The organism is Halodesulfovibrio oceani subsp. galateae (genome assembly GCF_055397225.1).
This window is the reverse complement of record NZ_AP042453.1, coordinates 1882796-1894982: the sequence shown is the minus strand read 5'-3', so window position 1 is coordinate 1894982 and position 12187 is coordinate 1882796. Positions and strand designations below refer to the sequence as shown.

The following is a 12187-nucleotide window of genomic DNA, read 5'->3' as shown; positions in this document are numbered from 1 at the left end:
GGAATGCTTCATGGCAGCCACAGACAACACGAAAAATTGTCTTTTAGTATTGGAACACGATGCGAAAGCAGTACTGGGTAGTACCGCGTGTTTAAATCAGCAGGAATATATTGTTCGGCAGTGTGGTGTTTCTATAAATCAGGTACGTTCAGCATTTCGGCAGTATCCCCATTCTGTGCTTCTTGCTAACACTGATTGCGACACAACTGTAGCGTTGCTGGACGAGCTGGCAGTGTGTCCGGAGTCTTCCAGATTGCCGGTCATTTGTTGTTGTGAGGAACTGAACGACAACGCCTTTACTCGTGTGAAAAAAATACAGCCATTTGCTTGGTTACCTCTTTCTAGTCCCGCACAAATGTTTGAATGCACAGTCGGCTCCGCTTGTTCCTATAGTAGAGTCGATGCTCGTCACGAGCGTGCTATCGAAAAGTATAAGCTTATCGCACAGAATATTCCTGAAAGTGTTGTTATGCTGGATGAAGCATGGCGGGTTGATTTCGCCAATGAACATTTAGGGCAATTAGTCGAATATTCAGAGCCGCTTGAAGGGCTTCATATTAACAATTTGCTTGATGCAGAAACGTTGATGCGACTTCAGGCTGTGTGCAGCACTCTCAGTGCCAATTCCAAACAAAATTTTCAGGGCTATGTAGTCACTCTCCAAGAAGAAATGATTCCGGTATGGTTTTCTGTAAGCAAGGTTGGTGCAAGTAATAATTTGCTTTGCGTAATGACAAACCTTGAAGAAAACCTGCAAGCGGAAGCAGCCCTGCGAGAGGCAGAAGCCAAATATAGAGCTCTGTATCTGAATGCAGCGGAAGGTATGTTCCGCCTTGAAGAAACAGGCCAGATTATTGAAGCGAATCCTGCTTTCAATCGAATTTTTGGGTTCGAAGTTCTGGACTGGTCCACAGCGCCAACCTGTCATAACCTGTCAGATCGATTTGTCACTGCAGATGATTTCATCAATTTGATGGATCAAGTGCAGACAGTGGGGCGTCAGTCCAAATTTAATGCACAGCTTTTGAGAAGAGACGGGACGCCGATTTGGGGTGAAATTTCTGCCCATTGGAGTATTGATCCAAAGAATCAGATTCCGTACGTCGAGGGCATCTTGTCAGATGTGACAGAGCGCAGATGTGCTGAGCTTGATCTGCAGCGAAGAGCAACCCGTGATTGTTTGACAGGAGTATTTAGTAGAGGCTCGTTTTACGAGAAATTGAACAGTATTCTTGCAACTGCACGGTATGACAGCAGTACTTTTGCAGTACTGTATTTGGATTTGAATGACTTTAAAAACGTGAATGATACGCACGGACATCACAGTGGTGATATTGTGATTAAAGAACTCGTAGAGCGCATTAATGCACAGATACGTGACAGAGATGTCTTTGGACGCATTGGTGGTGATGAGTTTTGTATTGTTCTTGAGAACGTACGTTCAGCGTGTGATGTGGATGCTGTTGTTAACAAAATCCATAAAGTTGCAGAAGCCCCGATTCGAATCAACGATGAAAATTCTGTAAGCGTTGGATTAAGCGTCGGAGTGGCAATGTACCCCGAAGACGGCGAAACACCGGAAGTTCTGCTACAGCGAGCTGATCAGGCGATGTATCTGGAGAAACGAAGCTAATCCCTATTGCTGCAAGTGTTGTTTAACGTTACTTGCAGTTCCTTTCATCGTTCCAGCATGCAGTGATGACATCAGCGTAATCACCCATGATTTTAAGAACGCTATCCGGCACGAGATAAGAGATGTCACGATCTTGCAGCCAGCGCTCGCGTATAAGCGTTGCGGAAACATCAATTCTCGGCTGCGGCAAAAAGTAAATATTATGGGCGCCAAGAGAATAGGCGGCCGCAACATTTCCTGCTGGTGGGAGTAGTTCTAAATCCGGCCAGTATTGTGGGCATAATGTATTAAACATTTCCACATCAGCATCAGAGCGCGCAAGTACGATAATGTTTGCGTGGTCGATAAGTTCCAGCCCCTTATGCCAGTCCGCAAGCGTCGGCAGATCAATTGATCCCATAATAAAGAAGAGTTCGCAGTCTCCTTCAGTCTCTTTGTAGTGCTGAAGGGTGTCGTACGTATAAGACGGGCCGAAGCGTTCTACTTCCAGTTCGTTAACTGTAAAAGTAGGGTACCGGTTGATTGCAGCCCTGATCATGCGGTTTCGTAATTCGAAAGAAAGAAGTCCGTTTTCAGTCTTATGCGGTGGTGTTGCACAAGGGACAAAATCAATACGATCAAGTCTAAAGGCTTCATTGACTTCAACCGCAGGACGAATATGCATGATGTGGGTGGGGTTGAATGTTCCCCCAAGAATTCCAATACGTTTCATAAAAAGCTTATCTTCTCTGAAGTTACCGGGTTATATTATCGCAAACTAATGTGACCATACCATGTGATAGTATACCGTGCCAAAGAAAAAAAACGCTAATTCAGATTGATACAATATCCTGCTCTGTATGGTGAGTTTGTTCGGTCTGGAAGTCTGTGCAAAGAATATTGATAGGTGTAATTGGCAATTTTTTACAATGAAAAAAGGGATGGAGTATATATACTCCATCCCTTCGTTATACGTAATTTATGATATCAGGCGGTTACTGACGAACCTGACCCTGACCGAAGATGACAAATTTTGTGGTGGTAAGCTCTTTCACACCCATTGGGCCGTAAGAGTGAAGCTTGGAAGTACTGATGCCGATTTCGGCTCCGAGTCCAAGCTGGCTTCCGTCGTTAAAACGAGTGGAAGCGTTAACGGATACGCAAGAGGCATCAACTTCGCGCATAAATTTCAAGGCACGGTTGTAGTCTTGAGTGCAAATGATCTCTGTGTGGTTCGATCCGTTATCCGCGATGTAATCTTGTGACTCCTGCATGGAGTCTACAACTTTAACTAAAAGGATAAGGTCGTGGTACTCGGTGCCTGGGTCTGATTCTTTCATGGCAACGGCGGTCTTGCCGAGCATTGAGAATGAACGAGGACAAGCTCGGAACTCAACATTTTGCTCGGTGCCGAGTCCTTTTGCAACCATTGGCAAAAATTTATCCGCAACATCCTTGTGTACAAGTAAGCCTTCAAGAGCGTTACACACGCCGGGGCGCTGTGTTTTTGCGTTAATGATGATGTTGAGGGCTTCTTCAAGGTTTGCGCTTTTGTCGACGAATGCATGACAAACGCCTTCGTAATGTTTGAGAACAGGCATAGTCGCCATTTCTACAACTTTACGGATGAGTGTCTCGCCACCGCGAGGAATGATTACATCAATGTGCTCTTCAAGTTTGCACATGGCTGCAATTGCTTCGCGATCAGTGGTTGGTACAACCTGAACACATTCTTTAGGAAGACCAGCATACTCGAGTGCTTCATGAAGCAGTTTTGCAAGCGCGAGGTTGGAATTAATTGCTTCTGAGCCACCACGCAGAATAATTGCGTTGCCAGCCTTAAGACAAAGAATACCGGAGTCGATAGTAACGTTAGGACGTGATTCGTAGATCATTGCAATAACGCCGAGCGGAATACGCATTTTACCGACAAGTAATCCGTTAGGACGCTGCCATTGTGTTTCAATAGCGCCCACAGGGTCATCCATGTTCGCAATAAATGTGCAAGCATCCGCCATTTCGGCAATTGTTGCAGGAGTAAGGCGTAAACGGTTGAGCCGTGGAGCATCAAGCCCTTTTTCTTCTGCCTTGGCTAGGTCAATGTTGTTTGCAGCAGTGATGTCGCCATGCTTTTCAGTGATAAGCTCAGAAAGACGGATCAGTGCTTTAGCTTTCATTTCCGGGCTTGCAGCTGTGAGCTTACGAGCGGCGGCAGATGCTTTTTTCCCCATGTCTTCTAACAGTTGATGAGTATCCATTTGTCCTCCGGCTATGTCTCGGAAAGAGCCTGTACATTTTGGGCTTACCGAATGATATGTGATTCTTGCACCTTTCTGTGCATGAGTGATAGTCTGGTACCGATACAATACTAGCAGCAACGCCTGTTTTGGTCGCAGGCACAACTTGCAGCAATCCAAAGAAATACCTCTTTGATGATGAAACTGCAAGAGATGCACAGCTATCTTAACTTATTAAAGACGTTCTTTAAAAGTCGTAGAATGCATTGTAATGTAATAATGTAGGATACGTTGTGGCGTTATAAAAAACAATATATTTTGACAATTTCGTTACATAGGCTTACAAAAAAAGCGTTTTTTCAATTAGATACTGAGAACACTTTAGGAGCGAACATGGTTGAGCAAAAAGAACCGCATTCCCCGGTATTGGTAGACTCTCTGCAGCACAGTGTTTCTAAGGAAGCAGCCCCGTTACTCAACTTTGTTCTGAAGCACATAAAAGCAATCGCCTTAGGGCTGTTCTTGCTTGTCAGCGCCATCGCTGGCGCCGGTATCTATAATTATACGCATGAGCAAACTATTCTTAAAGCTCAGGAGACGTTAGCGACGCTTTCTGCGGGTGCTTCAACAGAGGCGCAGCTTGAGACATTAAAAGCCTTTGTGACCACAGCACCTGATCAGGTTCGTCCTGCAGCGTTGCTTACTCTTGCAAAAGCTTCGTTACGTATTAAAGATTATGCCTCCGCTGCTGAAGCGTGGGGTGCATTACAGGAGCTTAATGTAGACAGCATGCGTGATCTTGCTGGATTGGGTAGAGCAGATGCATACGCACGTATGGGCGAATATAAAAAGGCTCAGGATGTATTGGCTCAAATGCTGTCGACTGCATCAGAAGCTTATAAGCTGCCTGTGAAGCACCAGCTTGCCATTATGGCAGAGAAGAGCGGCGATGTGAAAACTTCTGTGACATTATATAAAGAACTTGAAAAAGATGTGCCGGAAGCCAATAGGTCGTTCTACGCACATAAGATTGCTGCTTTGAATCTCAAGCTTAAAAAATAGTGGTGATATTGAATAAATAAACAGTGCAACACATGTTTAGTGTGAAATTGTTTAATAGCTTGATATTGTTACTATATGTAAAGATAAGCTTTTTGTGGCTTAGGAGTATTTCTAATCTGAACGCACTGTTGACAGCGCGTGAGTATTTCGTCGGGGTTGACCTTGTGTTGGCTGCTGAGTAAGGAGATGCAGGTATTCGTTGTGCGACTGACCACTTTAAAAGACTATGAAAGTGCGTCATCAACAACGTGTTACAGAAGAGCAATACAATAAATAAATTTTTCGTCGATATCCTTTTGCTGATTACTTCCACATAGAATGCGGGAAGTTGTGACAGTAATAACCACAGCATTTTTTTGCTGATTTGCTGTTATGATGATTACTGTAGTTACTGTGCAAAAAAAATGTACAATGTATGTGTGGGGTAACATTATGCAAAAGGGTCTCGTCGGTTCATATGCGCGAACAAAATACGCCACCATGCGTGTTTTGTGTTGAAGCAGATGCTACCCCCTGTCTGCTAAGCTATAAGATAATTGCTGAACCCGTTCCGGACTGCTGTTTTACACACTACAGCTGGGCATGACCGGAGCTTAGGAATCAAATTACATGAGTGTTACTACGTTACAAGACGACAAACTGCAGCCTTATATGGGAACTCTCCAGTGCATTGTTTCTGAACTTGGCTCCCAAAAGCCATTTCAGTCCACACTGAAGTCCTTGCTGCAAACTTTGTCTGAAAACCACAACTTCAGAAGACCACATATTGTGATCTTTGATCCGGAAACCCGCACCCTTAAACTGACTCTCGCACATGGTCTCGATTCTGCCGATTCCATTGAATACGAGCCGGGTGTTGGCGTAACAGGACAGGTATTTACTACCGGTGCACCTGTTATCGTTTCAAGAATGAAGGATCATCCTGCGTTCTTGAACAAAGCATTTGGTCGTACGGAAGAAGAGCTGGCAGAGTTGGCATTTATTTGTGTGCCTATTACCGTTCCGGGCCGTGAAGGTTCTGCCGGTGAAGTTATTGGTACATTGAGTGTCGATTTGCCGAGTGATACCTCTGCAAGTCTTGAAGGACAAACGCGCTTTTTGGAAGTAGTAGCAGGTATGGTTGCAAACCATGCAACATATTTGCAGGAAGAAATTGCGCGTCAGAATCATATGCTGGCACAGGGTATTGGTGGTGGAGACTTGGCGGATCTTAACGCTGCTCCTGCCAATATTATTGTGGCCTCAAAATCTATGAAGCTTGTGCTCAACCAGATTTCTCAGGTTGGTCCAAGCCGTGCCACCGCATTGCTTCGCGGTGAGTCTGGCACTGGTAAAGAATTGCTTGCTGAAGCTATTCATCAGGCTAGTCCTCGTCGTGACAATCCGCTTATTAAGCTGAACTGCGCTGCGTTGCCGTCTGAATTAGTTGAAAGTGAACTCTTCGGCTATCAGAAAGGTGCATTTACCGGTGCTGTGCAGGACAAGAAAGGCTTATTCGAGCTTGCAAACAACGGCACATTGTTCCTTGATGAAGTAGGCGAATTAAGCCCTACAGCACAGGCAAAAGTACTGCGCGCAATTCAGGAGCAAGAAATTCAACGTCTCGGCAGTGAAAAAACATTGTCCGTAGATGTACGCCTTATTTGTGCAACGCATCGTCCGCTGGAAGAACTTGTTGAAAAAGGCGAGTTTCGTGAAGACTTGTACTATCGTATTAACGTTTTCCCAGTATTCATTCCGCCTCTTCGTGAGCGTCGTGAAGATATTCTGCCGCTTGCTGAGCATTTTCTTTCTACCTATGCAGAAGAATACGAACGAAACATTAAACGTATTTCCACACCAGCTATTGATTTGCTTATGCAATACCATTGGCCTGGAAACATCCGCGAATTGAAGAACTGCATCGAACGTGCTGTTTTGGTTTGTGATGAGCAGGTTATTCGTACCTACCACCTTCCGCCTTCTTTGCAGACTGCGGAAAGTACTGCAACAGACTCAAACCTTTCTTTCTGTGAAGCTGTGGCTAAATTCGAGCAGGAACTTCTTGTTGATGCTCTTAAGAAAGCTAGAGGCAATATGCTTCAGGCAGCACGAGATCTTCGTGTTAGTTACCGTATTGTTAACTACAAAGTTAAAAAGTATGGAATTGATTCGAAGAAATTTGCGGTTACACGAGGCCGCAGTCGTTAAAATATCCTATCTTTATAAAGATTATCTAAAAGAGCCGCAGAAATGCGGCTCTTTTTTTATGTCTAACGTCTTGTTTTATCGAAGTTTTTTGGAGTGAAGAGTTGATGTTAAGAAAACTTTAGAAAAATTTAGAAATAGTTAATGGATGATCTGCCCCTCTTCTTCCGTACCTATATGTGAACATGCCAAGAAGTAAGGAGCATTCGAAATGAAATTAAAAAAATCTTCAAGCTGGCTTGAGCTGGTCTACGGCGGAACCATTGAGGAAGGGCTTTCAACAAGCAAGGAAGCTTGTCCCGGACACAATGATGTCGCCGCGTATCTTGATAAGAAACTTCCGATAGCTCGTAGAAAAGAAGTTGAAGGGCACATGGCATCATGCCGTGAGTGTCGTTCAGAAGTTCTCGAGCTTAGAAGAATTCTTTCATCCTGTTAATCGCACGTCAATAATCTCAAGGAGGAGAAAACACATGCAAGTATCTACAACCGAATATTTGAACTCAACACATTCAAGGGATCTCTCAGCTAGGGCTCCAAAGTCATCACTTGGAAAGGATGACTTTATGAAGCTTTTAACGGCGCAGATGTCGAATCAGAACCCGTTAAAACCTACTGACGATAGCCAGATGCTTGCACAGTTAGCTCAGTTCTCCTCACTTGAGCAGCTTACTGAATTGAACGGTACTGCGAAAAATTCCAATACAGCACTTGGTGCGATCAATGTTACCAGTGCTGTTGGTTACATTGGTAAAGCTGTTGTTGCTGGTGGTGATAAGATTCATAAAGGTGCATCTGGATGTAGTCCTGTGTATTACACCGTCCCTGATGATGTCGAAACAGTTAAGGCGCATGTGTATGATTCCTCAAAACGAATCGTTGATACAATTGTTCTGCCTGGAACTGGTAAAGGGGAACATACCTTTACTTGGGATGGTACTAACTCACAGGGTAAATTACCTGAGGGTCAATACTCTGTCGGTTTCGAAGCACGCGATAAAAACGGCAAACTTGTTAAAGTTGGCTCGAAAGTTGCTGGTAAGGTTACAGGCGTTACTTCGCAAGACGGAAAAACTGTTCTCGAACTTGAAGGCGGCCGCACTGTAAATCTCATTGATATTACAAGAGTAGAGCAGCCTTCTACTGAAGATGAAGAAGAAAAAAAGAACGAAAACAGTTAAGCCTACTATAAATATAGAGTTAATTATTAAGAGGGTGACGGAATTTTTTACCCCACCTTCTTAACAAAACTACATAAAATTATAGGCAAAATTTACCCACAGAATTTACGGCTTCTAAGGAGGCATTTATGAGCGTTATGGGATCTATGTACACTGGCATTTCTGGTCTTACTACTCACGCAGAGCGCATGTCAGTGCTCGGTAACAACATTGCTAACACAAGTACTGTAGGCTTTAAGAGCGGAAACGTTCAGTTTGAAGATCTTTTCTATTCCAGCAAGACATTGGGCGCATCCGTTGGTCAGATTGGTCACGGTGCTCGTGTCTCATCTATTTATCAGGATTTTTCACAGGGTGCATACGAAAATACCGGTTCTGTAACAGACGTTGCTCTCGGTGGCCGTGGCTTCTTCATGGTGAATGACTCCTTAAATGGTTCTAAATATTACACACGTGCTGGTAACTTCAATTTTAACAAAGATGGCTATCTTGTTAACCCTCAGGGATTGAGAGTTCAGGGTTGGGAAGCTGGTAAAACAGAAGCTTCTGTTACAAAGGGTGCGATTGGTGATCTTAAACTGGACTCATTCCAGTCCGAACCAAAAGAATCATCTATAGTGTCTCTTTCAATTAACCTGTCTAAAAAAGCTGCTGATAAAACGACACCAGCAGTTGCTCCAACAGGCACTCAGGCTACTGACATGTTTGCACTTTTTTCAAAGTGGGATGGGGCTGCCTCTCCAGCAAAGCCGCTTGGTGATGATACATATTCCTATCAGAAAACAATTAATGTTTTTGATAAAGCCGGTTCTGCTCATGAAGTAACCGTTTATTTTGATAAAGCGAGAGATAAAGACGGTAAGCTTACTTGGGAATACATTGTTACAGCCAACCCTGATGAAGATGGCCGTACTGCAATGGAAGTTCCTGCTGTTGTGGGCCCACCTGCGGTACCTGCATCAACAAGAAGAACAAAGGGTATTTTGATGGCGGGAACCATGAGCTTTAATAGCGCAGGTTCAATGGAAAATATGTCTGCTTACACTTATGACGCAGGTGCTCTTGCCACCCCTGCTAACGCAGACGATAAAGCAAACTGGAAGCCTGCTGAGTTTGACGAAAATGGTTTTCCGATTTTTACTGCTAACTTCTCTAACCTTACTGGTGTGAACGACACTAATGATGTGTCTTCTGGCGAAAAACCCGAGCGAATTGCTCTTGATTTCGGTATGAGCTCAAAAAGTGCTACCAAACAGTATGTGAACGCTACTGAAACAATGGCAACTGCTGAGACAAATGTTGCGAATATTGCAAGTATTGCAACTGCAGATATTAATAAGACTAATAAATCTGCTACCTCATATGATCTCGCTTCTACTACTCACAGCATGAGTCAGGATGGCTATACCGCAGGTTTTCTTCAGGAAGTAACTGTTGATAGAAACGGTGTTGTATCTGGTCGTTACTCAAATGGCCGTAAAGAAGAATTGTTTGTTCTTGGTCTTGCAGACTTTGCTAACAGACAGGGGCTTTCTCTTCAGGGTGGTAACCTTTTCTCTCAGAGTACCTCTTCAGGTGAGGCTGTTATTGGCACAGCGAACACAGGTCGTCTTGGTACTGTGTCCTCTAATACCTTGGAACTGTCTAACGTAGATATGTCTCGCCAGATGGTTAAATTGATTACTACTCAGCGTGGTTATCAGTCTAACTCTAAGGTGATTACAACATCTGATGAGATGCTTCAGGAAGCAATTAATCTCAAACGATAGTCAGTTGATTTGATGTGCCGTTGCTAAAACAACGTAGCGGCTTAGGAATGTAACGGCACACCCGGTTAGTTAAGAGGAGCACACAGAATGTCTATTTATGATCTTATGTCTATCGGTAACAATGCAATGATGAATGCCCAGCTTGGCATCAGCGTTACCAGTAATAATATCGCCAATGAGAATACAAAAGGCTATGCACGCACTACAGTGAACTATGCTTCACGTTCACCGATTATGCGCAATGGCTTACAGTTTGGTACTGGCGCAGAAGCAGTGAATCTTAATCGTCATTACAATTACTTTGTTGAACAGCAGTTTTTAGCTGCTAATGGTCAACAGCAGTTTTGGAATGCAAAAGCTGAAACTCTGTACAGTGTTGAATCTTTGTTTAAGCAGGGCGATAAAGATTATGGACTTTCTGCTGCGCTTGATAAGTACTTTTCAAGCTGGAATGCGCTCACACAGGATGCAGATAGTTCTGCATACCGTATGGAGCTTTCAGAGTACTCGAACACCTTAGCAACTATGCTGCATACAATGAGCGCTTCCTTGAAGCAGGAACAGCAGGCAACTGATAAGGCGATTGAGCTTGGCGTTGCTGATGCGAACGGTTTGATTAACGATCTCGCAGAATTGAATCGAAGCATCATGGCGCAGCCGGAAAACCTCGTTTTACAGGATGAACGAGATCGTAAAGTTCGTAAATTAGGTGAATTGCTTCCCGTTAAATCAATTCATCAGACTGATGGTTCGTTCACAGTGATTACTCAAGCTGGTCAAACGCTTGTAGATGGCATTGAAGCTTTTGAATTAGTCCAGAAAGGTCCTGAAGCAACTAGTAATTTAACATCGGGTTCAGCCTTTACAGGTGAGATTAAGTTTGAAGGCCAGAGCTCGCAAGAGCTTAAGGTTGAGATGCTTAATACAGGGGCAGTTGGTACCGCAGAGTTTAGGGTCTCCACAGACGGCGGGAAAACTTGGCTTACAGATGAAAATGGTGTTGAGCGCAAGTTTATGTCCGGCGATGTGGATAATAAGATAGTTGTGAACGGAGTTTCAATTTGGTTTGAAAATTCAGCTCCGGCTACTGCGTTATCAAAAACAGACTCCTTTAACGTCGTTGCTAAAGATGCTCTTTACTGGAAAAAAACCACTGCGCATCTTGTGAACATTACACCGCTGGGTGGATACGGTAACGAGGCTGGCCGTCTTAGTGGTGGTCGTCTTGGCGGATTGTTGGCAGCCAGAGATAGTGGGATTGTCAGTTACCGCGAACGAATGGATGCGTTTGCAAAAGAGCTCATTTGGCAGACAAACTATCAGCATTCACAGGGTGCTGGACTTGAACACTACAAAGAAACAGTAAGTTCCAATGCCGTTGTTGACTCAACCGTAGCGTTAAATAAGTCGAATTTAGAGTACGGGAAAAAGATCACTGACGGTACGCTAAGTTTTCAAACATATACAGCGCAGGGTGCTCCAGATGGTGGACGTGTCGAAATTGCCGTAACTCCAGGCATGAGTTTGCAACAGCTTGTTGACAAAATTAACGATACACCGACTGGCGCCCCAAAGATGTTGGCTACCATTGAAGGTGGTAAGTTAAAGCTGAAATCAAGAACCGCTGATGGAAGCTTCGAATTTGCAGGAGATACATCAGGTGTTCTTGCAGCAACGGGGCTTAATACATACTTCAGTGGCTCCAGTACTGCTGATGTCGAGTTAGAAGCACGTATTAAGAGTGATCCTAAACGAATCAATGCTGCAGTTGTTAACGGTCTTGGGCTTGTTAACAGCGGTGATAACACGAATGCGGTTGCTTTGCATAAGATAATGGATAAATCTGTTACTTTAGACACTATTCACACCAGTACTTCAACAACCTTTTCACAACATTTAAGTGCTCTGACTGCACTTGTTGGTTCTGATATGGATGGTGCATCACGTAACAAAGTTTATAATGAGACTGTAAGTAAAGACCTTGAGAAGCGTCAGCAGTCTGAGGCCGGTGTAAACAAAGATGAAGAGCTTATGAACTTAACTAAGTATAAAAATAGTTTTGATGCTGCATCTAAGTTGATCACCACTGCAAATGAAATGTTTGACACCATCCTTAGACTGAAGTCTTAGTGTAGGAGA

At 43.9% G+C, this 12187-nt stretch carries 9 protein-coding genes; 7 read left to right on the top strand and 2 right to left on the bottom strand.

The features are described from left to right. Positions 1-10: 10 nt before the first annotated feature. On the top strand, positions 11-1633 hold the full coding sequence (locus ACZ5V1_RS08390; RefSeq protein ID WP_464391471.1) for a sensor domain-containing protein: 1623 nt from the start codon (positions 11-13) through the stop codon (positions 1631-1633). 28 nt (positions 1634-1661) lie between these two features. Here the strand turns inward: ACZ5V1_RS08390 and nadD are convergent, their stop codons facing one another. Together nadD and ACZ5V1_RS08380 are read right to left on the bottom strand one after the other, a co-directional pair. Next, positions 1662-2345 carry a nicotinate-nucleotide adenylyltransferase gene (nadD, locus tag ACZ5V1_RS08385; protein ID WP_464391470.1) on the bottom strand — a complete coding sequence of 228 codons (684 nt, stop codon included), beginning with the start codon at positions 2343-2345 and terminating at the stop codon, positions 1662-1664. Between the two features lie 262 nt (positions 2346-2607). Further along, on the bottom strand, positions 2608-3870 hold the full coding sequence (locus ACZ5V1_RS08380; RefSeq protein WP_464391469.1) for a glutamate-5-semialdehyde dehydrogenase: 1263 nt from the start codon (positions 3868-3870) through the stop codon (positions 2608-2610). 372 nt (positions 3871-4242) lie between these two features. Here ACZ5V1_RS08380 and ACZ5V1_RS08375 point away from each other — a divergent pair, with 372 nt between their 5' ends. The 6 genes from ACZ5V1_RS08375 (at position 4243) to ACZ5V1_RS08350 (ending at position 12178) form a co-directional block, all read left to right on the top strand. Beyond that, a complete protein-coding gene (locus ACZ5V1_RS08375; RefSeq protein WP_464391468.1) occupies positions 4243-4911 on the top strand; it encodes a hypothetical protein in 669 nt (222 codons plus the stop codon). 609 nt (positions 4912-5520) lie between these two features. Beyond that, on the top strand, positions 5521-7101 hold the full coding sequence (locus tag ACZ5V1_RS08370; protein WP_464391467.1) for a sigma-54-dependent Fis family transcriptional regulator: 1581 nt from the start codon (positions 5521-5523) through the stop codon (positions 7099-7101). A gap of 208 nt (positions 7102-7309) precedes the next feature. After that, on the top strand, positions 7310-7537 hold the full coding sequence (locus tag ACZ5V1_RS08365; RefSeq protein WP_464391466.1) for an anti-sigma factor family protein: 228 nt from the start codon (positions 7310-7312) through the stop codon (positions 7535-7537). 34 nt (positions 7538-7571) lie between these two features. Beyond that, positions 7572-8279, top strand: a complete 708-nt coding sequence (locus ACZ5V1_RS08360) for a flagellar hook assembly protein FlgD (protein WP_464391465.1) — start codon at positions 7572-7574, stop codon at positions 8277-8279. Between the two features lie 128 nt (positions 8280-8407). Further along, positions 8408-10048: a flagellar hook protein FlgE gene (locus ACZ5V1_RS08355; RefSeq protein ID WP_464391464.1), complete on the top strand. Its 1641-nt coding sequence runs from the start codon at positions 8408-8410 to the stop codon at positions 10046-10048. Positions 10049-10135: 87 nt separating this feature from the next. After that, on the top strand, positions 10136-12178 hold the full coding sequence (locus ACZ5V1_RS08350; RefSeq protein ID WP_464391463.1) for a flagellar hook-associated protein FlgK: 2043 nt from the start codon (positions 10136-10138) through the stop codon (positions 12176-12178). Positions 12179-12187: the final 9 nt, after the last annotated feature.

Bases quoted from the DNA above. Each gene is read 5' to 3' on its own strand.
- ACZ5V1_RS08390 (WP_464391471.1), top strand. From the start codon at position 11: ATGGCAGCCACAGACAACACGAAAAATTGTCTTTTAGTATTGGAACAC.
- nadD (WP_464391470.1), bottom strand. From the start codon at position 2,345: ATGAAACGTATTGGAATTCTTGGGGGAACATTCAACCCCACCCACATC.
- ACZ5V1_RS08380 (WP_464391469.1), bottom strand. From the start codon at position 3,870: ATGGATACTCATCAACTGTTAGAAGACATGGGGAAAAAAGCATCTGCC.
- ACZ5V1_RS08375 (WP_464391468.1), top strand. From the start codon at position 4,243: ATGGTTGAGCAAAAAGAACCGCATTCCCCGGTATTGGTAGACTCTCTG.
- ACZ5V1_RS08370 (WP_464391467.1), top strand. From the start codon at position 5,521: ATGAGTGTTACTACGTTACAAGACGACAAACTGCAGCCTTATATGGGA.
- ACZ5V1_RS08365 (WP_464391466.1), top strand. From the start codon at position 7,310: ATGAAATTAAAAAAATCTTCAAGCTGGCTTGAGCTGGTCTACGGCGGA.
- ACZ5V1_RS08360 (WP_464391465.1), top strand. From the start codon at position 7,572: ATGCAAGTATCTACAACCGAATATTTGAACTCAACACATTCAAGGGAT.
- ACZ5V1_RS08355 (WP_464391464.1), top strand. From the start codon at position 8,408: ATGAGCGTTATGGGATCTATGTACACTGGCATTTCTGGTCTTACTACT.
- ACZ5V1_RS08350 (WP_464391463.1), top strand. From the start codon at position 10,136: ATGTCTATTTATGATCTTATGTCTATCGGTAACAATGCAATGATGAAT.